Origin of the sequence: Flavobacterium gossypii (genome assembly GCF_014138495.1) — a bacterium.
Lineage (GTDB): Bacteria > Bacteroidota > Bacteroidia > Flavobacteriales > Flavobacteriaceae > Flavobacterium > Flavobacterium endophyticum.
This window is the reverse complement of the sequence record NZ_JACJIS010000001.1, coordinates 1,035,354-1,054,324: the sequence shown is the minus strand read 5'-3', so window position 1 is coordinate 1,054,324 and position 18,971 is coordinate 1,035,354. Positions and strand designations below refer to the sequence as shown.

General features: G+C 37.8%; 19 protein-coding genes and 2 tRNA genes. 8 read left to right on the top strand and 13 right to left on the bottom strand.

Translation table 11 applies throughout. From position 1 onward, the window contains the following. The first annotated feature begins 27 nt into the window (after positions 1-27). Positions 28-1,173 carry a 2-amino-4-hydroxy-6-hydroxymethyldihydropteridine diphosphokinase gene (gene folK, locus GGR22_RS05025; protein ID WP_182492803.1) on the top strand — a complete coding sequence of 382 codons (1,146 nt, stop codon included), beginning with the start codon at positions 28-30 and terminating at the stop codon, positions 1,171-1,173. A 4-nt stretch (positions 1,174-1,177) separates the two neighbouring features. On the opposite strand, the gene GGR22_RS05020 is transcribed toward folK, so the two are convergent. Beyond that, on the bottom strand, positions 1,178-1,708 hold the full coding sequence (locus tag GGR22_RS05020; RefSeq protein WP_182492802.1) for an RNA methyltransferase: 531 nt from the start codon (positions 1,706-1,708) through the stop codon (positions 1,178-1,180). A 65-nt stretch (positions 1,709-1,773) separates the two neighbouring features. On the opposite strand from GGR22_RS05020, the gene mutS reads away from it, so the two are divergent. The 5 genes from mutS to GGR22_RS04995 all read left to right on the top strand — a co-directional run bounded on the left by mutS (position 1,774) and on the right by GGR22_RS04995 (position 5,651). After that, positions 1,774-4,380, top strand: coding sequence for a DNA mismatch repair protein MutS (mutS, locus tag GGR22_RS05015; protein WP_182492801.1), 2,607 nt, complete (start codon positions 1,774-1,776; stop codon positions 4,378-4,380). A gap of 141 nt (positions 4,381-4,521) precedes the next feature. Further along, positions 4,522-4,594 (top strand) — tRNA-Gly (locus tag GGR22_RS05010). A 15-nt stretch (positions 4,595-4,609) separates the two neighbouring features. After that, positions 4,610-4,695: transfer RNA gene (locus GGR22_RS05005), tRNA-Leu, on the top strand. A 151-nt stretch (positions 4,696-4,846) separates the two neighbouring features. Next, on the top strand, positions 4,847-5,050 hold the full coding sequence (locus tag GGR22_RS05000) for a hypothetical protein (protein WP_182492800.1): 204 nt from the start codon (positions 4,847-4,849) through the stop codon (positions 5,048-5,050). A 250-nt stretch (positions 5,051-5,300) separates the two neighbouring features. Continuing rightward, the gene (locus GGR22_RS04995) at positions 5,301-5,651 is read left to right on the top strand and encodes a DUF1508 domain-containing protein (protein ID WP_182492799.1); all 351 of its coding nucleotides are present in this window, start codon (positions 5,301-5,303) and stop codon (positions 5,649-5,651) included. A gap of 67 nt (positions 5,652-5,718) precedes the next feature. On the opposite strand, the gene GGR22_RS04990 is transcribed toward GGR22_RS04995, so the two are convergent. The 4 genes from GGR22_RS04990 to GGR22_RS04975 all read right to left on the bottom strand — a co-directional run bounded on the left by GGR22_RS04990 (position 5,719) and on the right by GGR22_RS04975 (position 10,126). Next, positions 5,719-5,952: a hypothetical protein gene (locus GGR22_RS04990; protein WP_170148746.1), complete on the bottom strand. Its 234-nt coding sequence runs from the start codon at positions 5,950-5,952 to the stop codon at positions 5,719-5,721. Positions 5,953-6,205: 253 nt separating this feature from the next. Next, positions 6,206-8,344, bottom strand: a complete 2,139-nt coding sequence (locus GGR22_RS04985; RefSeq protein WP_182492798.1) for a S46 family peptidase — start codon at positions 8,342-8,344, stop codon at positions 6,206-6,208. 88 nt (positions 8,345-8,432) lie between these two features. Further along, a complete protein-coding gene (locus GGR22_RS04980; RefSeq protein WP_246336913.1) occupies positions 8,433-8,891 on the bottom strand; it encodes a GNAT family N-acetyltransferase in 459 nt (152 codons plus the stop codon). Between the two features lie 8 nt (positions 8,892-8,899). Continuing rightward, positions 8,900-10,126: a 3-deoxy-D-manno-octulosonic acid transferase gene (locus GGR22_RS04975; RefSeq protein ID WP_182492797.1), complete on the bottom strand. Its 1,227-nt coding sequence runs from the start codon at positions 10,124-10,126 to the stop codon at positions 8,900-8,902. A 98-nt stretch (positions 10,127-10,224) separates the two neighbouring features. On the opposite strand from GGR22_RS04975, the gene GGR22_RS04970 reads away from it, so the two are divergent. After that, positions 10,225-11,355, top strand: a complete 1,131-nt coding sequence (locus tag GGR22_RS04970; protein WP_182492796.1) for a DegT/DnrJ/EryC1/StrS family aminotransferase — start codon at positions 10,225-10,227, stop codon at positions 11,353-11,355. 44 nt (positions 11,356-11,399) lie between these two features. Continuing rightward, positions 11,400-12,413 carry a UDP-glucose 4-epimerase GalE gene (galE, locus tag GGR22_RS04965; RefSeq protein ID WP_182492795.1) on the top strand — a complete coding sequence of 338 codons (1,014 nt, stop codon included), beginning with the start codon at positions 11,400-11,402 and terminating at the stop codon, positions 12,411-12,413. Positions 12,414-12,476: 63 nt separating this feature from the next. Here galE and fabD read toward each other — a convergent pair whose 3' ends face one another. The 8 genes from fabD to GGR22_RS04925 all read right to left on the bottom strand — a co-directional run bounded on the left by fabD (position 12,477) and on the right by GGR22_RS04925 (position 18,943). Further along, positions 12,477-13,352, bottom strand: a complete 876-nt coding sequence (gene fabD / locus GGR22_RS04960) for an ACP S-malonyltransferase (RefSeq protein WP_121375243.1) — start codon at positions 13,350-13,352, stop codon at positions 12,477-12,479. A 31-nt stretch (positions 13,353-13,383) separates the two neighbouring features. After that, on the bottom strand, positions 13,384-14,052 hold the full coding sequence (locus tag GGR22_RS04955; RefSeq protein WP_182492794.1) for a YiiX/YebB-like N1pC/P60 family cysteine hydrolase: 669 nt from the start codon (positions 14,050-14,052) through the stop codon (positions 13,384-13,386). A 34-nt stretch (positions 14,053-14,086) separates the two neighbouring features. Then, the gene (locus tag GGR22_RS04950; RefSeq protein ID WP_121375241.1) at positions 14,087-14,602 is read right to left on the bottom strand and encodes an Rv0361 family membrane protein; all 516 of its coding nucleotides are present in this window, start codon (positions 14,600-14,602) and stop codon (positions 14,087-14,089) included. Positions 14,603-14,733: 131 nt separating this feature from the next. Then, positions 14,734-15,684, bottom strand: a complete 951-nt coding sequence (locus GGR22_RS04945) for a bestrophin family protein (protein ID WP_121375240.1) — start codon at positions 15,682-15,684, stop codon at positions 14,734-14,736. A gap of 37 nt (positions 15,685-15,721) precedes the next feature. Next, entirely contained in the window at positions 15,722-16,444 is a 723-nt protein-coding gene (locus tag GGR22_RS04940) for a hypothetical protein (protein WP_182492793.1), read from the bottom strand. 75 nt (positions 16,445-16,519) lie between these two features. Next, on the bottom strand, positions 16,520-17,908 hold the full coding sequence (locus GGR22_RS04935) for a HAMP domain-containing sensor histidine kinase (protein WP_182492792.1): 1,389 nt from the start codon (positions 17,906-17,908) through the stop codon (positions 16,520-16,522). 6 nt (positions 17,909-17,914) lie between these two features. Beyond that, entirely contained in the window at positions 17,915-18,589 is a 675-nt protein-coding gene (locus GGR22_RS04930) for a response regulator transcription factor (RefSeq protein ID WP_121375237.1), read from the bottom strand. 138 nt (positions 18,590-18,727) lie between these two features. Further along, positions 18,728-18,943 (bottom strand): (4Fe-4S)-binding protein, encoded by a 216-nt coding sequence (locus GGR22_RS04925; protein WP_121375236.1) that lies wholly within the window; start codon positions 18,941-18,943, stop codon positions 18,728-18,730. Positions 18,944-18,971 lie beyond the last annotated feature (28 nt).

Below are 18,971 nucleotides of genomic sequence, written 5' to 3'. Positions count from 1 at the left end.
GAAATACTTTTCCTTAATTTGCAGTCTATGAAAATGCAGCACCAAGTTATATTATCTATCGGAAGCAATGAAGGCGACAGGCTTCAAATAATTCAGCAAGCTATCGAATTGATCCACAAAGAGATTGCTACCGTTGTTAAGGTTTCAAAGCTTTACGAAACGCCGTCTTGGGGTTTTGAGGGCGACGCCTTTTTCAACTGTGCTATATTGATGCACACTTGCAAGACGGCTTCTTCAATTTTGGAAGAAGTTCTTGAGGCCGAATTGGATTTAGGGAGAATCAGAAAGGCAGGGGCAAGGTATCAATCTAGGACAATCGATATAGATATTATAAGCTTTGACGAAGAAATTATTGATACTGAAAATTTAAAAGTACCGCATCCGCATATGCAAGACCGAAAATTTGTCTTGCTGCCGATGAACGATTTGAAATCTGATTTTGTCCATCCAAGGTTCAATAAAAATGTCGTCGAGCTGTTGAGAGATTGTAAAGACGAATCAGTTTACAAGATTGTTTCTGATTTAGAATCTCCTGTAGCAAAATACCATTTTGACCATTTTAATTATATCGCCATCGAAGGAAATATCGGCGCTGGAAAAACAACGCTTGCTCACAAAATTGCAGAGGATTTTAATGCTAAGATTGTCTTGGAAGGTTTTGCGGACAATCCTTTCCTTCCTAAATTTTATAAAGACCAAGCACGATACGCCTTTCCGTTAGAAATGTCTTTTTTGGCTGACCGATACCAGCAATTGTCGCATGATTTGGCGCAGTTTGATTTGTTTAAGGATTTTATTGTTGCCGATTACCATATTTTCAAATCCTTGATTTTCGCGAAAGTTACGTTAGGTGAAGACGAATACCGATTGTACAAGACGCTTTTTGATATTATTTATAAAGAAATGAAAAAGCCGGATTTGTATGTCTATTTGTATCAAAATACAGAACGTCTGCTAGAGAATATAAGGCTGAGAGGCCGTTCTTATGAACAAGAAATCCCGGCAGAATATCTGGACAAGATCAATAGAGGCTATCTTGATTATATAAAATCTCAAACCGACCTGAATGTCTTGGTTATTGATGTTTCCGATAAAGATTTTGTCAAGAACCAATATGATTATCTTCAGATTTTAGATGAAATCGAAAGCAAAGCTTTTTCGGGAAAACGATAAGGTTTTAAAAATTCAATTTTTGAAACAAATCCCAAACTACGATTCCGGCACTTACCGAAATGTTTAGCGAATGTTTGGTGCCTAATTGCGGAATTTCTATAGTGCCTTGGCATTTTTTAATCGCTTCTTGAGAAACGCCTTTTACTTCGTTTCCAAAAACCAAAGCATATTTTTGATCATTTTCCGGAATAAATTCTTGCAGAGAAATAGAATTTTCTACTTGTTCGATTGCCATGACCGCAACATTTTCTTTTTGGAGGCTGTCAATCACTTCTAAAACATCTTTGGCATATTCCCAAGAAACAGTTTCCGTTGCGCCAAGAGCCGTTTTGTGGATTTCTTTGTTTGGAGGCGTAGCCGTAATGCCACAGAGATAAATTTTTTCAATCAAAAAAGCATCGGCCGTCCTGAAAACAGAGCCGATATTGTGCAGGCTTCGGATGTCGTCTAATATGATAATTAGCGGTGTTTTTTCGGCCTGCTTGAAATCCTCGATACTTTTTCTTTCTAATTCGCTGTTGGCAAGTTTTCTCATAAATGCAGATGCAATACTATTAGTTTTTCTATTTTAGCAAAAATAATTTAAAAATCCGAATACTCTTGGCCACGAAAGATAAAACTCCGAAAGAAACTCCATTAATGAAGCAATACAACGAGATCAAAAGGAAATATCCTGATGCTTGCTTGTTGTTTAGAGTGGGAGATTTTTATGAAACTTTTGGCGAAGATGCGATCCGCGCTTCTAAAATTTTAGGAATCGTGCTCACAAAAAGAGGCGCTGGTTCCGAAACCGAAACGGCTCTGGCAGGATTTCCGCATCATTCCTTAAATACTTACCTTCCTAAATTGGTAAAAGCCGGACTGCGAGTTGCGATTTGCGACCAGCTCGAAGATCCAAAAATGACAAAGACTATCGTAAAACGTGGCGTTACCGAATTGGTGACTCCTGGCGTTTCTATGAATGATGAGGTGCTTCAGTCAAAATCAAACAACTTTTTGGCTTCAATTTATTTCGGAAAGAGAATTATAGGGATTTCTTTCTTAGATGTTTCTACGGGCGAATTTTTAGCTGCACAAGGCAACGAAGAATATATTGACAAGTTGTTGCAGAATTTTAATCCGAGTGAAGTACTTATTCCAAAACAGAATAAGAACGATTTCAAAGAATTGTTCGGCGAAGACTATCATAACTTTTATCTCGAAGACTGGGTGTATAAAGAAGATTATGCCTTCGAGACGCTGACAGGTCATTTTCAGACCAATTCTTTAAAAGGATTTGGAATTGAAGAATTGCCAGAAGGGATTATTGCTTCGGGAGCGATTTTATATTATTTGTCAGAAACGCAACATAATAAAGTTCAGCACATCACGTCAATTCAACGAATTGCAGAAGATGCTTATGTTTGGATGGACCGATTTACGATCCGAAATTTAGAATTGTATCACAGCTACAATCCAAACGCAGTAACATTGCTAGATGTTATCGACAGGACGCTTTCGCCAATGGGAGGCCGTCTTTTGAAGCGTTGGCTAGCGCTGCCGCTAAAAGATGCAGATAAAATAAAAGGACGACATGAGGTAGTTTCTTATTTAAAAGAAAATAACGAGGTGCTGAAAAGCATCCAATATCAAATAAAACAGATTTCCGATTTGGAACGTCTGATTTCAAAAATCGCGACCGGAAAAGTGTCGCCTAGAGAAGTTGTATATCTAAAAGATTCGTTAGATGCCATCATTCCGATAAAATCATTGGCTCTTGAAAGCCAAAATGTTGCAGTGAAGACGATAGGAGACAGCCTACACAGTTGCGACTTGTTGCGAGAAAAAATCAAGACGACACTTAATCCAGAGGCTCCGGTTTCCATCAATAAAGGAAATGCAATTGCTAAAGGCATTCATGCTGAATTAGACGAATTGAGAAGCATTTCGACTTCTGGAAAAGAATATCTAGAAGGAATCGAGACAAGAGAATCAGAAAGAACGGGTATTTCTTCTCTTAAAATTTCTTTCAATAATGTTTTCGGATATTATATCGAAGTCAGAAATACACACAAAGATAAAGTGCCGGCCGAATGGATCCGTAAGCAGACCTTGGTAAATGCTGAGCGTTATATTACGGAAGAACTGAAAGAATATGAAACCAAAATTCTTGGAGCGGAAGAGAAAATTCACCAATTAGAAAGCCAGCTTTTTGAACAATTGGTCAATTGGATTTCGACGTATATAAAGCCTGTACAGCTCAATGCGAACTTGATTGCCCAGTTAGACTGCCTTACGTCTTTTACGCAATTGGCCATCGAAAATAATTATGTATGTCCTGTTCTGGATGATACTTTTGAATTGGAAATAAAAAATGGACGTCATCCGGTAATCGAAAAACAGCTTCCTGTTGGAGTTCCTTATATTGCGAATGATGTCTATCTAGACAGAGATACCCAGCAAATCATCATGATTACGGGGCCTAATATGTCGGGTAAATCAGCTATCCTGCGTCAAACAGCATTGATTGTATTGTTGGCACAGATGGGAAGTTTTGTCCCGGCCGAAAGCGTAAGGATGGGTGTCATAGATAAAATTTTTACAAGGGTAGGTGCATCGGACAACATTTCGATGGGAGAATCTACTTTTATGGTCGAAATGAACGAGACAGCTTCGATCTTGAACAATCTTTCCGACAGAAGCCTGGTGCTTTTGGATGAGATTGGAAGAGGAACGAGCACCTATGACGGAATTTCTATCGCTTGGGCAATTGCCGAATACCTGCACGAGCATCCTGGAAGGCCGAAAACATTATTTGCGACGCATTATCACGAGCTCAACGAAATGACCGAAATTTTGGAAAGAATCCAGAATTACAATGTTTCTGTAAAAGAATTAAAAGATAATGTGCTTTTTATCCGTAAGTTGGTAAAAGGAGGAAGTGCCCATAGTTTTGGTATTCATGTGGCTAAGATGGCCGGAATGCCTCAAACGGTAATCCAAAAAGCACAGAAACTGCTGAAAAAACTTGAAAAAGATCATTCAGGAGAAGCCTTGAACGGTATAAAGCCGTCTAAGGACGAAATGCAACTGAGTATTTTCAATTTAGACGACCCGCTTTTGGAGGAAATAAAAGAAGAAATATTGAATTTAGACATCAATACCCTCACGCCAGTGGAAGCTTTGATGAAGCTGAATGAAATCAAGAGAATGCTAGTAAAAAAATGATTTGGATTTAAAGAATACGTTATCAGAAAGTTATATTTTTTATCTTCTTTTTTTCAAAAAAGTTCTTGTATAATTGAATTAATGTATTAAATTTGCATCCGCAATACGGTTCAAGTGTTGCTGTTCTTACAAATCAGAAATGCGAAAATAGCTCAGTTGGTAGAGCGCGACCTTGCCAAGGTCGAGGTCGCGGGTTCGAGCCCCGTTTTTCGCTCAAATTAAAGTCCATGCTCGGATGGTGAAATTGGTAGACACGCTGGACTTAAAATCCAGTGAACAGTAATGTTCGTGCGGGTTCAAGTCCCGCTCTGAGTACAAAAAGCCCCTAACTTAGGGGCTTTTTTATTTTTATAAGTTAAATATTCCTTGCTTCTAGGGATTTAAATCTTGAATTTTTTAAAAAAATGCCGAGCCTTGTTGTAAGAGGTTTGATTGGCTAAAGCTTATTACTGACTTTGATGAATCCATGTTGCAGTCAAGAGGGGATGGATTCTGGAGAGGGTTTTGGAATGCGATAAAACCTGTTGCTAAGGTTGATGCTATTGATGCTGTAAAAGGATTTTTAGAGGGCTTATTTGGCGGTATTCATGGAGTTGTAGCTGGAGCATATGGCGGCGCATTGATTGGTGGCTTGGAAGGTTCGGCAGAAAAAGCTCTTAAAGGAATCTGAGGATGGATTACGGACTAATAATTCTTGTAATAGAAAAAATGATGGCCTCTTTGTGGGGTTTTTTTATTTTTATTATTGATTTATTTTTACTTTAGAATTGAAGGTCATTTGGGTGAAAGAATTTAGTATTTATTCTTACATTTGGCGCATCAATCATTAAGCGGGTAAGAATTAGTTACTTTTAATCACTTAGTGGGAAGCCTCTCTTTCGGGAGGCTTTTTTGTCTTAAACACTCTATTTAATTATTTTATGGGCGCATTTGTTATTAGCAAGAAAGACGAAGATCATTACAAGTTTGTGTATACTTCTCGAAAAGGAAAAATCGTCTTTACGAGCATGACTTATGAATTAAAAATGGATTGCGAAAGCGATATTGAAATCATTAAAGCGAATGCTGAAACAGCACTCTGCTTGAAATTCAGGGCTTCAAGCGGTAAATATTTTTATAAGCTGATCATTAACAGCAAAATTTATGCTGTAAGCAGAAAGTTTAATACCGAACTGCGATTGGCGAAAGGAATTTCAGAAGTGGCGCTTTATGTTTCAAAAGCAGAAACACTTGATTTTACGGGGGCTGATATCTTTGCAGACATAGACTAAGGTTGTTAAATAATAAGCATAAAAAAACCCCGCTAAAAGCAGGGTTATTTTTTTTACTGTTTGCTAATTATTGTTTAGCAGGAGCAGCAGTTTCAGCTTTAGCAGCTTCAACTTTAGCTTCTTCAGCAACTTTAGTGCTATCAACAGTAGCTTCAGCGTTTACTTCAGCAGCTTCAACAGCTTGAGTAGCTTCAACTTCTGTAGCTTCAACAGCAGCCTCTTCAGCTGGTTTTTCAGTTTCTTTACAAGAAACAAATGCCATAGTAGCAACTAATGCTAAGCTTAATACAACTTTTTTCATCTTACTAAATTATAAAGGTTAATTATTAATTCGGAGCAAAGATATAAATTTTTTAATATCTTAAAATATTTATTGTAATTTTTTTTAAAAGATTTTTTTTAAAAATAAATTCCTTGAATTACAAGGGTTTAAGCGATGTCTTTGTGATTTAAAACTTGTTAAAAATGACAACGACTACAATAATTCGCCAAATTCTGAAATTTAAGAGCTCTATTTTCGGTAATTCTTAAATTTTATGGCGAAAAACTGTGAATTATTTCTTTCCTCCAACGATTTTCATCTCGTTAATCAGGTGTTTCGCTCCAGCATATTTGTCAATAATAAAAAGAACATATCTCATGTCGACCATTATATTTCTGCAGATGGCAGGATCGTAATAAATATCGCTCATTGTTCCTTCCCAAACACGGTCAAAGTTGAGACCTATCAGGTTTCCTTTTGCATCTATCGCAGGGCTACCTGAATTTCCTCCCGTTGTGTGGTTGGTCCCAATAAAACAGACTGGCATTTTTCCTTTTTTGCCGTACTGGCCGTAATCTTTTTTGTTGTACAAGTCAATCAGCTTGGCTGGAACATCAAATTCATAATCGCCAGGGATGTATTTTTCCATCACGCCGTCTAAATAAGTCGTATGGCTATAAGTTACTGCATCGCTTGGCGAATAGCCTTTTACTTTTCCGTAAGTAACACGCAGCGTACTGTTGGCATCTGGGAAAATTCTAGCCTCTTTCGGACTCAATTCTAAAATACCTTTCACATAAGTGCGTTGCAAAGCCGCAATCTTTAGGTTGATTTCATCGTATTTCGGACTTACTTCTTTAACATAGGTGTCAGCCAATGATTTTACGAACTGGTAGCCTTTATCCGCATTGATTTTTGCCATAACAGCTTTTGCGTCGCCAGAAAGTAATTCTTTTAGTCCTTTGTAGCTTGTGAGTTTTGAATCGTAAACTCTATCGGTCAATTTTTTGTAATCTGCATTTTTCAAGGTTGCTGGCAAAAATTGCTTAGGCGCTTTGGTCGCATACAATTCGATCAATTGCTCAAATACTTTTTCGTCTACAGTAGCATTAAAATCTTTATAAGTTTCTTCGAGAGCCTTGATAGTCGCTTCTTTTCGGTCTTTAAACGATTGCTCTCCTCTCGAATTGTAAACCTGCTCTAATTGATAAAGTCGGTAGCCGATTGTTAGCAATTCCGTGTTTCGCAATACGACTTCTGTAAAATAATCCCTGCTTAGGGCATAAGGAGCGATTTCGGCATAGTTTTTTTCGAAGTCAACAAACAGGTTACCGTATTCCGCTTGTTTTCCCGCTTTGTTTACTTTTTCCAAGAACACTTTTTCAAATTTTTTCTTGATCTCAATAGCATTTGATTTTTTCAAGCCTTGAGTCTCGCCGATCCATTTTTTCCAATAATTGGCAATACTTGCATATTTTGAAGCATATTGAATCTTGATAGCTTTGTCTTTTCTCATGAATCCGTCGGCCACTTTTAGGGCTTTGTCGCGGATTTCAATCTTCGCTGGATTCAAATTGTTTACGATTTGCTCAACCGCAACAGATGGAAGGTATTCTGTAGTTCTTCCAGGATAGCCGAATACTAATGTGAAATCATCTTCTTCCACGCCTTTTATAGAAACAGGCAAAAAGTGTTTCGGCGTATAAGGAACGTTGTCTTTTGAGTAAGCAGCAGGACGATTGTTTTTATCAGCATAAATTCTGAATAATGAAAAATCGCCTGTATGCCTTGGCCAAACCCAGTTGTCTGTGTCGGAACCGAATTTGCCTATAGAGGAAGGCGGAGCGCCTACCAAACGTACGTCTTTATAACTTTCTACAACAAATAAAATATATTGGTTTCCTTCATAAAAGGTACGAATCCTATTTTCCTGCCATGCTTCTTTTGGAGACGATTTTGTCAGCGATGCAATGTTTTCTTGGATTTTTTTCTGCTTTTCTGCTTCTGAAGAAATGTCAGAAACACCATTTAAGATTTGAGAAGTTACGTCTTCAATTTTTACGATAAAAGTTACTTCTAAATCAGGATTTGGCAGTTCTTCTTCTAAGCTCATCGCCCAAAAACCATCGGTCAGATAATCGTGTTCTACCGTAGAATGAGCTTGGATTTCTCCGAAACCGCAATGGTGATTTGTCAAAAGAAGCCCTTTAGAAGAGATAACTTCTGAAGTACAGCCACCGTTAAATTGTGGTACTGCATCCTTGAGGCTTGATTTGTTTACATCATAAATATCGGAGGCCGACATTTTCATTCCCAGATTTTTCATTTCTGTTTCATTCATCCCTTTCAAAAGCGATGGGATCCACATTCCGCCTTGCTGTGAATAGGCAGGAAGAACCAGTAAAAGGACAAGAAGTCTTAAAAATTTCATAGATAACGATTGAAGTTTAGTGGTTGCAAGTTACAATTTTTGTGTAAAAAGCCGAATTATTTAACGATTCTCGAATTTTTAGTTGTTTTTAAACAAGACTGTTTTTTACCGTCAGTTTCATCAACCTGCGGTTGTGAATTGCAAAATCTTTAGATAAATAGAGTTTCTGGGCAATCTCATTATGGCCTTCGACTTCGAGATAAATAATTTTCAGCGAAAGCGCAATGGCTTCCTGATGAATAAAATCTAAGGCTTTTTTTCCGATTCCTTTTCCGCGTGCTTTTCCGGAAATATACAATTCATCTAGGAAGGCGATCGTTCCTTTGTATTCAAAGCTAAAAACGAAAGTCAGGATTACATAGCCCACTATTTCATCATCCGAATAAATCAGCCATGCTCTTCCCAAATGCGGATTTTCTAAAAACTCCAAAAATAAAGCTTTTGAAATTGCAATGTCGATCGGGTAATTGTCGATGGCATAAAATTCCTGCATCATCGGAACAATAGTATCGATGTCTGAAGTGTGTAAAGGTTTGAATGTTGTCATGGTTTTGTTTACAGATTTTTCAAGATAACTTCTGTCGCGTTTTTATTCATCTGTACGAAAGTGCTCGAGATATGTCCTTTTTCAAAGCGTTCGTCTTCGTTTTGGATTAGAAGAGAAAGCGTTTCTTCCAATTCTTTTTTGTTTTTCACAGAAATACAGCCGCCCATATTGACTAAAGCGACAGCTTCTGAAAACTTTTGGTAATTAGGGCCGATAACAATCGGAATCCCAAAAGTAGCAGGTTCTAAGATGTTGTGCAGGCCTGAAGTCCCGAAGCCGCCTCCGACATACGCAATATCAGCATAACTGTAAATTTTAGTCAAGATGCCGATGGTGTCAATGATAAAGATATCGTAATCGGCTAGATTTTTGTTTTTCAGTTCTGAAAATAGGATAGTTTTTTTTGAAATACTGCTTTTCAGTTCGCTAATTTGTTCTGGCTTGACATTGTGCGGAGCGATGATAAATTTTACGCCAAAAGAATTGGTGTTTATAAAATCTAGCAGTTGTACTTCGTCTTTTGGCCAAGTGCTTCCGCAGACAATCGTCAATTGATTGTTTTTGAATTTTTCTATGAAATCTAGCGAATTGTCTCTTTCCAAAATTTTTAAAACTCGGTCAAAACGCGTATCGCCGCTTACTTTTACATTGTTAAATCCAATCTCTTGCAACAATAGCTTGGAACTTTCATTCTGCACGAAAAACTGTTTGAAAGCAGTAAGTGCTTTTCGGTAGAATCCGCCATACCATTTGAAGAAAACCTGGTCTTTCCTGAAAATTCCAGAGAACAGATAGGTAGGAATGTTGCTTTCTTTTAAGGCGTTCAGATAATTGGGCCAATATTCGTATTTGATAAAAAAGGCCATTTCGGGATGGACTAATTTCAGGAATTTTTCTGCGTTGCTTTTCGTGTCCAAAGGAAGATAAACGATTACATCCGCAACTGTTGAGTTTTTCCTGACTTCATAACCCGAAGGCGAAAAGAAAGTCAGTACGATTTTATGGTCAGGATACAGTGTTCGAATCTTTTCCATCACCGGAAGACCCTGTTCAAACTCGCCGAGAGAAGCCGAATGAAACCAGATGGTCTTGTCTTTTGGCTGTATTTTATTACCTAAAGTCTTAAAAACATTTTTTCTTCCCTCAATAAAAAGCTTCATTTTCGGATTAAAAAAAGCAACCGCCTTTAAGGCAAATCCAGTGATGATTACCAGTAGATTATATAGAAAAAACATAAGTCTGATTTTGAATCGCTAAAATACGCTAGTTTCTAGAAATTCATTGGTTGTCCATCATTTTATTAGTAGTTTTGCTTGTTTTAAATTTAATTTAGATGAAAAAAATTCAAATGGTTGACCTAAAAGGTCAATATGAAAATATAAAAGAAACAGTAAACAATTCTATTCAAGAAGTTCTAGACACCAATACTTATATTAATGGTCCAGAAGTTCATAAATTCCAGAAAAATCTAGAAGAATATCTTGGCGCAAAACACGTGATTCCGTGTGCAAACGGTACAGATGCTTTGCAGATTGCCATGATGGCGCTGGATTTAAAACCTGGCGACGAAGTAATCACCGCTGATTTTACTTTTGCAGCAACCGTTGAAGTTATTGCGCTTTTGCAACTGACTCCAGTTTTAGTCGATGTAGAAATCGACACGTTTAATATTTCTGTTGAAGCAATTAAAAAAGCAATCACGCCAAAGACAAAAGCAATTGTTCCAGTGCATCTTTTCGGACAGGCTGCCAACATGGAAGCTATCATGCAGTTAGCTCAAGAGCATAATTTGTATGTAATCGAAGATAACGCACAGGCAATTGGCGCCAATTACAGATATTTCGACGGCAAAAAAGAAAAAGTAGGAGTTATAGGCCATGTCGCTTCAACATCGTTCTTTCCGTCTAAAAACTTAGGCTGTTATGGAGATGGAGGCGCTATTTTTACAAACGATGATGACTTGGCCCACAAGCTTCGCGGTATCGTAAACCATGGAATGTATGTACGCTACCATCATGATGTGGTTGGCGTAAATTCACGTTTGGACAGTATTCAGGCAGCGGTCTTAAACGTAAAACTTCCAAAACTAGATGAGTACAATGCAGCAAGGCAATTGGCGGCACAAAAATACAGCCAGGCTTTGGCAAATCATAAAAATATCGTTACCCCGTATGTTGCGGGTGAAAGAGATTCGCATGTTTTTCACCAATATACGTTGCGTATTTTGGATGCCGATAGAGACGGCCTAATGCAACATTTGTTGGATAAAGGAATTCCATGTGCAATTTATTATCCGATTCCGTTGCACAGCCAAAAAGCCTATATAAATGTCCGCTATAAAGAAGAAGACTTTCCGATAACCAATCAATTGGTAAAAGAAGTAATCTCACTGCCCATGCATACGGAGCTGGATGATGAGCAGATCAAATTCATAACAGATTCGATTTTAGAATTTTTGCAATAATTGATACAAACCGTGCACTTTCGCGCCATAAAAAATAAATTAGAATGAAAATACTAGTTACGGGAGGATTGGGCTTTATCGGTTCTCACACAGTCGTAGAATTGCAAAATGAAGGCTTTGAAGTCGTGATCATCGACAACCTTTCCAATGCCGAAGAAAAAGTTTTGGAAGGCATTATAGCAATCACCGGTAAAAAGCCAATTTTTGAAAAACTGGATTTAAGAGAAAAAAACTCAGTAAAGGAATTTTTTACAAAACATGCCGATGTAGCCGGAGTAATTCACTTTGCGGCTTCAAAAGCGGTAGGTGAATCGGTTGAAAATCCGTTGCTTTATTACGAAAACAATATTAATGCGCTAGTGTATCTATTGCAGGAATTGCAGCAAAAAACAGATGCTAGTTTTATTTTCAGTTCGTCTTGTACCGTTTATGGTCAGGCAGAAAAAATGCCTATTACCGAAGATGCTTCTGTACAGCCAGCAATTTCGCCTTATGGCAACACCAAGCAGATTGGAGAAGAAATAATCCAAGATGTTGCCAAAGTATCAAATATAAAGGCAATCTTGTTGCGTTATTTTAATCCGATAGGAGCGCATTCGTCAGCAGAAATAGGTGAATTGCCTATTGGAGTGCCCCAGAATCTAGTGCCTTTTATTACACAAACCGGTATGGGATTGAGAAAAGAACTGTCTGTGTTTGGATCTGATTATCCGACTTCTGACGGTACTTGTGTCAGGGATTATATTCATGTGGTCGATTTGGCGAAAGCGCATGTTATTGCTTTGAAAAGGCTTATCGAGAATAAAAACGAAGCCAAAGTCGAAGTTTTTAATGTTGGTACAGGAACAGGCAGCACAGTTTTGGAAGTTATTCAATCTTTTGAAAAAGTCAGCGGACAGAAATTGCCTTATAAATTAGTCGATAGGAGAGAAGGCGATGTGATTGAAGCGTATGCTGATACGCAGAAAGCTAATAAAATACTAGGCTGGAAAGCTGAATCTACTTTAGACCAAGCAATAGAAAGCGCTTGGAAATGGGAAAAGAAAATCCGAAGCTAAAAAATACTAAAAATAAAAACCCGCAAGTCACTTGCGGGTTTTTTTATGATATAACGATAAATACTAAGCAGAAAAAGTAGCAGCGTTTTTATCAATCTTATTGACTAATCCGATTAAGACTTTCCCTGGACCAACCTCTGTGAAAGAAGTAGCGCCATCGGCAATCATCTGCTGGACAGACTGTGTCCATTTTACGGGAGCTGTTAGCTGTGTGATTAAGTTTTTCTTGATTTCAGCCGCATTAGAAACAGCACTTGCCGGAACGTTTTGATATACCGGACAGATTGGTTCTGAAAAAGTAGTGTTTTCAATAGCAGCAGCCAATTCTTCTCTAGCAGGTTCCATCATCGGTGAATGGAAAGCACCTCCGACAGGAAGAATCAGGGCACGTTTTGCACCAGCTTCTTTCATAGCTTCGCAAGCTTTTTCAACAGCTTTTGTCTCGCCAGAGATGACTAGCTGTCCAGGACAGTTGTAATTTGCAGCAACTACAATGCCGTCTATAGAAGCACAGACTTCTTCAACAATATGATCTTCTAGTCCTAAAACGGCAGCCATAGTCGAAGGAGTAATTTCGCAGGCTTTTTGCATTGCCAGCGCTCTTTGCGAAACCAATTTCAGTCCGTCTTCAAAAGACAGTGTGCCGTTGGCAACCAAAGCAGAAAACTCGCCTAAAGAATGTCCTGCCACCATTTCTGGCTTGAAATTATCGCCCAGTGTTTTTGCAAGAATAACGGAATGTAGGAAAACAGCAGGTTGTGTTACCTTCGTTTCTTTTAGTTGTTCTGCTGTTCCTTCGAACATGATATCGGTAATCCTAAAGCCTAAAATGGCATTGGCTCTTTCAAATAACTCTCTTGCTAATTCTGATTGTTCGTAAAGGTCTTTTCCCATTCCTGTGAATTGGGCGCCTTGACCTGGAAATACGTATGCCTTCATTTGTTCTCGGTTTTGTTATGTCGCAAAAATACTATTTATTCTCAATATCGTATTGATTTATCTTAATGTCAAAATATTTGGTGTCATACATAGGGCTCATCGAAAAAAAGAATTTCTTTCGAGCCTCTGCTTCGGTCGGAAGCGATACGCAATGCAGGTCTTTTTCTAAAATTTTCCATATCATTTCGGTACAGAAAAATTTTTCGTCATCGTCAAAATTTCCTTTATGGTCGAAAGGAATATGCATAGCCAAATACTTTTGCGCTAATTGGGAAATTTTAGCGCCCATGTCTTTGTCGCAGTTTTTAGCACGGGTGATGATGATTTTATTTGGAAAAGAATATTTCAAGAAATCACCGATTGGCTGTGCTTGCAACCCATCAATATTCGTCACATCTGAAGACAAGGAATGGACTACATATAGGGAATCGTTGTGTTTTATAATTATGCCGGCATGAGTTACATCTATAGTTCCTGAGTTGAGTTCTTTGGAAATATAGTCGCTGAAAAAGCCGAAACCTCTACGCAAGATAAAATCGCCTTCCTCAATTTTGGCAAGTTCTTCATCGGAAAGACGTGTCACAGCTTCATTTTTTAGGATGGCTTCCTGTTCCGATTTTCGGTCAAAATAGAAAAACAGCTTATAGGCGACAACAGCCAAAATAAAAAGCATTGCCGAATAAAAGATAAGTTTCTTCATTGCGACAATGCTTTAAATTAATTAATGTGTTTTATTATTCTGCTACTGTAGAATCAGCAGGAGTAGCAAGAGAATCAACAGGAGCAGCTAATGAATCAGTAGCTTCAACTTCGCCAGCTGGAGCTTTTGCGCCACCTTCTTTATTTGCGTTTTCTTTGTCGATAGTTACTTTCCATTTTCCGTCAACTTTCACCAAGTTAAGTGTTTGCTCAGTTCCTGTAGGCTCTTTTGTACTCGTTGTTTTATATTTTACTGTTGCTTTATCATCAGTTACTTCAGAAGAAATGATTTCTACTTTTGCATCAAGTTTCTTCATTTCGTCTTTTTTACCAGCTACCATAGATTCCATCATTCCGATTAAAGAAGCTGTTTGCTCGTCGCAATATTCTTTTGCTTCTGCGAATTCTCCTTTATTTACGTGATTTAGGAATTTTTCTGCTACCGCTTCTGGGTTGCTGTCGTTAGAACATGAAACGAAAAAACTGAATGATAAAAATCCTAAGATTAAAAATGCTTTGCCAGCGATACTTCTGAAAGTGTTTGTCTTCATAAATTGATTTGTTTAGATTTATGTAAAAGTAGAATTTTTTCAGATATTACAAAGAGACGGACTCAAAATGTTTTGTACAAAATAAAAACTGACCTTGTATGAAGGTCAGTTTGTAAACAGAAGCCCGAAATTTACAGTACAAAGTAAGCGTTTTTAACGGGCTGGATATGATGGAGTTCCGTTTCGGGTTTTTTAATGTGGTCTTCAAATTCGTCGCGGAATTCGTTTACCATCTGCACTAAATTCTTTTCGATCGTACTAGAGATAGCAGTCATTGGCGTATCAGTCGGCCTGTTTTCGAATGGATCTTGCAGATGGATAGCCATTTTTTCAATCAAGAAGAAAGCGGCGCCGATAGTAGTTACCAAAGGAATCTGCAACCAGCCTATTAAATCAGTCAATCCAAAAGGCAATAAGATAATGAACAAGCAGAGCGTGAATCGGATGTACATACTATAGGTTGTTGGGAAAATCGTATTCTTGATTCTCTCGCATTTCCCCATAGAATCGCATAAACGTGTCAGCGTATTGTCTATTTCGACTTGCTGGTAAGTGTTTATCTTTCCTTGCTCATTGGCCTTTTTCAAGTCTTTGGAATGTAAAAGCAGTATCGCATTGGGAACATGTTTGTGCTTTTTGACATATTTAAAATCTTCATCACTCAAGATTTGCTTAACTGATTTTAAAGGGTCTTTTCCACGAAGCGACTGGCTCAAGCTATAACACCATGCCGCTTGCCTTTTGGCAAAATTTTCTTTGAAGTCATTAGCTTCTACAGAAAAGTCAGGGTCTTTGTAAAAGGCGATAACTTGTCTTATCAGTGTTCTGGAATCGTTTACGATCGCACCCCAAATAATTCGAGCTTCCCACCAACGGTCATAAGCTTGGTTGGATTTAAAAGCCAGCAAAAGAGAAATGATTGTTCCGATAATTGTTGGAATAGCAATCGGTATATTAATGGCATTAGCTCCGTAATAATTCAGAAAGATTTCAAACGAGATAACATATAGGATGACTAGGAAAAGCTCGATCTTGATTTTTCCTAAGACATATTTCATGGGTATTTTCTTTTTTAGTAGCATATAATATTGTTTTATTTCTTATTAATTTTTCATGGCTTTAGACGATTTCTTCATATAAAGACAACACCGGTAGTCCAAAGCTTTCATTAATGTTGATTTCTTTATTTTTCATCTTGATCTTTTTAGGTTTTCGGGTTTCGATCAAAAGATTGATGTTGTTTTTTGTGATGGCTTCTGTCAGCAATGGTTGGATTTCTTCTGGTTTTTGATCGCTGAAAATTTTGGCTTGGCTCACTATCCTGAAATCAAAATGATCTTGAATTAATTCTTGTAAGTCTTCAATCTGTAATCTTGATTTTGTCTGTTCCAGATACATTGCTTTGCTTAAATCTTGTTCTTCAAAATTTGGACATAAATGAAGGATCGGGCATTTGCAATTGGACAGAATCTGTAGAAATTGGCTGTGGATTCGCTTTTCGGTATTTTTATAAGAAGGCGTCAAGATGGCCAGCTCAATGTTGAGGTGCTCCATGAGATTTTTCATCACCGGCGCAGAAATTCCATATTGATTATGGATTTTTAAAGAACAGTTTCCTGAAGCCGCAGTTAGCTCACGGCAAGTCGTTAAGATGCTTTTTTGCGAAACGCTCATGTCGCTTTTTATGTTTCTTAGAAAAGAAGCAGAAGAAAAAGTATCCGGAATTTCGCTAACTAATGCTAAAAAGATGGTACAGCTTTTTCCTCTCGATTGCTGGATAGCAGTCTTAACAGCATTGATAGTGTCTTGTTCTAATGTCGATGGTATTAATAGATTTTTCATATGTATAGTTTTTAATTATACATGCAAAATAAAGGGCTCGAGATTAGAACGGACTTAGATTAAAATTAGAATTTCTTAAGATTTTAGATTAGAATTTCTAATGTTGTTTTTATGGAAAGTGATATTTACGACGGTTCCTTTTCCAGTTTCAGACTGAATTTGCAATTCGCCATTGTGCATGCGTATGATTTTCATTGCTAATGGAAGCCCAAGGCCATAGCCGTTGTATTTAGACGCAATTTTTCCTCTAAAGAAAGGCTCATATAAATAAGGAATGTCTTCGGGCGGGATACCGATACCGATGTCGGTAATGGCAATTTTAATCTTCGATTTGTCGGCCGAAAGTGTCACGAATACTTCGTCATTGTCAGAATATTTTACGCCGTTAGAAATGATATTGTTCAAGGCGAGTTCCAGCAAAGGTCTGTTGCAAGGAATAGTCAGCAGTGATTCGTCTTCAGGAATGTTGTGCAATTTGATATTGACACGATTGTCTGGAAACAAAGTGTCGATTGAAGCTTTGGCTTCCAAGAGCAATTCGTCCATTCGAGCAACATCTAATACTTGTTTCGTACCATCGTAGCCAGTTTGGGTTAATTTCAGCAAGCTTTCAGTCAAGTTGCCAAGTTTGGAAGCCTGTCTGTTTATGTTTTCAAGAGAATTGACATATTCTTCAACCTCTCTTTCTTTTAGGAGCATGATTTCGGTTTCGGCAATGATTGTAGTTATTGGCGTTTTCAACTCATGCGAAGCATTGTTGATGAAATTGGCTTGTATTTCGAATGAAGTTTCCAATCGGTCGAGCATGTCATTAAAAGTTTTCGTAAGATCCGAAATCTCGTCATTTCCTTCAACGTCCGGCAGTCGGTTATGAAGATTTGAGGCACTGATTCTTTTGACATCTTTCGTAATCCGTGCCATAGGATCGATAACGCGGCGGGCCAGAAATCTTCCGAAAAAGTAAGCTAGGATTAGGAATCCCATGCCTCCGAAAACTAAAATCTGTACGATATAAATAGCGCTGGTATTGCCGCGACGGTCTTTTGCCGTAACGATTACCATATATTTTTGTCCCGATTCTTTAAAGATCTGCCCGTAATAATAGCGATAATCTTCTTCAATCCAGCTAGAGCCGGTCTTCATTATTTCCGCATAGAAATCAGGCGGGAGATGCAAGTCGGTATTGTATTCAAAAGTGTTTTCGCCATTTACTTTCAGTACATAATCTTTTTCTTCGACTAGTTCTTCTAAGCCTTCTTTTTTAAATTCTTGAAAATAACGCGTCTTAAGCGGGTCATTCTGGTAATAAATGGAAGAAGCGATTTTTGCCCGGTCCTGTAATCTTTTCAGGAAATAATACTCGTTATTTTGCTTAAACAGAAAAAAAATAACGGCACTCAAAAGCAGCGTGCTGAAACAGGAAAGCGCAATATAAGTAACCGTAATTTTTTTTCGTATCTGCATCCGGATTTATGGTTTTATGACATATCCAAGACCTTTAATGGTATGGATGAGTTTGTTTTGATAAGGCTTGTCGATTTTGTTTCGCACATAATTGATATACACATCGACAACATTCGTGTTCATGTCAAAGTTGATATCCCACACATTATCCAAAATCTTTTCTCGCGAAAGAATAACTTCGGCATTTCGGGCTAAATACTGTAATAGCTTAAATTCTTTTGCTGTTAGCTGAATCTTTTCGCCATTTCTTTTTACGGTTTTTGATCGAGAATCAATTTCTAAATCGTCAATGACTATAGTGTCGTTTGGCTTATGGTCTTGGTTGGATCGTCTGGCAAGAGCGCTGATTCGGGCTTCTAGTTCGGAAAATTTAAAAGGTTTTGCAAGATAATCGTCGGCTCCTGCATTTAGTCCAGTTACGATGTTTTCTGTCGTTCCTAATGCGGTCAACAGTAAAATCGGTACAAAATTCTTTGAGGCTCTTAACCGTCGACAGATTTCAATCCCGTTAATGTCTGGCAGCATGATGTCTAAAATGACCACGTCGAAATTATGATTATGGATCATTTCAAGAGCGGTGGTTCCATCAAGAGCAACGCTTACCTCATTGTTTTTTTCAGAAAGTCCTTTTCGAATAATCGATAAAAGATTAGGTTCGTCTTCAACAATGAGTAGTTTCATGAATGGGTAGATTTAGGGTGCTCAAAAACAAAAATAGAGATTGAGTTCTTAAAATTTTGTAAAATAAAAATCTTAATCGTCGCTTTTATGAAAATCATAAAAATAAAAGTTATTTGCTAGGGTATCTTGAATGAAGCGTCAGATGTTTTTGTAAAAGCTCAAAGCTCCCGACGGGCATTTGTTTACCGTATCAATAATCTTCTCTGTAGTTGAACCATCAATTTTAATCCAAGGCCTCATTTTAGGCTGAAAAACATCCGGATTGTTTTTTACGCAATTTGTCGAATGAATGCATTTTTCGGCCTGCCATACAACTGTTACTTCACCATTTGAATATTCTTTTTTCTCTTCCATGGCGTTCTTTTTTTTAGCTACTTATAAA

Excerpts from the sequence above, each read along its gene's own strand:
- folK (WP_182492803.1), top strand. The coding sequence starts at position 28 with ATGAAAATGCAGCACCAAGTTATATTATCTATCGGAAGCAATGAAGGC.
- GGR22_RS05020 (WP_182492802.1), bottom strand. The coding sequence starts at position 1,708 with ATGAGAAAACTTGCCAACAGCGAATTAGAAAGAAAAAGTATCGAGGAT.
- GGR22_RS05000 (WP_182492800.1), top strand. The coding sequence starts at position 4,847 with ATGTTGCAGTCAAGAGGGGATGGATTCTGGAGAGGGTTTTGGAATGCG.
- GGR22_RS04995 (WP_182492799.1), top strand. The coding sequence starts at position 5,301 with ATGGGCGCATTTGTTATTAGCAAGAAAGACGAAGATCATTACAAGTTT.
- GGR22_RS04990 (WP_170148746.1), bottom strand. The coding sequence starts at position 5,952 with ATGAAAAAAGTTGTATTAAGCTTAGCATTAGTTGCTACTATGGCATTT.
- GGR22_RS04985 (WP_182492798.1), bottom strand. The coding sequence starts at position 8,344 with ATGAAATTTTTAAGACTTCTTGTCCTTTTACTGGTTCTTCCTGCCTAT.
- GGR22_RS04980 (WP_246336913.1), bottom strand. The coding sequence starts at position 8,891 with ATGACAACATTCAAACCTTTACACACTTCAGACATCGATACTATTGTT.
- GGR22_RS04975 (WP_182492797.1), bottom strand. The coding sequence starts at position 10,126 with ATGTTTTTTCTATATAATCTACTGGTAATCATCACTGGATTTGCCTTA.
- GGR22_RS04970 (WP_182492796.1), top strand. The coding sequence starts at position 10,225 with ATGAAAAAAATTCAAATGGTTGACCTAAAAGGTCAATATGAAAATATA.
- galE (WP_182492795.1), top strand. The coding sequence starts at position 11,400 with ATGAAAATACTAGTTACGGGAGGATTGGGCTTTATCGGTTCTCACACA.
- fabD (WP_121375243.1), bottom strand. The coding sequence starts at position 13,352 with ATGAAGGCATACGTATTTCCAGGTCAAGGCGCCCAATTCACAGGAATG.
- GGR22_RS04955 (WP_182492794.1), bottom strand. The coding sequence starts at position 14,052 with ATGAAGAAACTTATCTTTTATTCGGCAATGCTTTTTATTTTGGCTGTT.
- GGR22_RS04950 (WP_121375241.1), bottom strand. The coding sequence starts at position 14,602 with ATGAAGACAAACACTTTCAGAAGTATCGCTGGCAAAGCATTTTTAATC.
- GGR22_RS04945 (WP_121375240.1), bottom strand. The coding sequence starts at position 15,684 with ATGCTACTAAAAAAGAAAATACCCATGAAATATGTCTTAGGAAAAATC.
- GGR22_RS04940 (WP_182492793.1), bottom strand. The coding sequence starts at position 16,444 with ATGAAAAATCTATTAATACCATCGACATTAGAACAAGACACTATCAAT.
- GGR22_RS04935 (WP_182492792.1), bottom strand. The coding sequence starts at position 17,908 with ATGCAGATACGAAAAAAAATTACGGTTACTTATATTGCGCTTTCCTGT.
- GGR22_RS04930 (WP_121375237.1), bottom strand. The coding sequence starts at position 18,589 with ATGAAACTACTCATTGTTGAAGACGAACCTAATCTTTTATCGATTATT.
- GGR22_RS04925 (WP_121375236.1), bottom strand. The coding sequence starts at position 18,943 with ATGGAAGAGAAAAAAGAATATTCAAATGGTGAAGTAACAGTTGTATGG.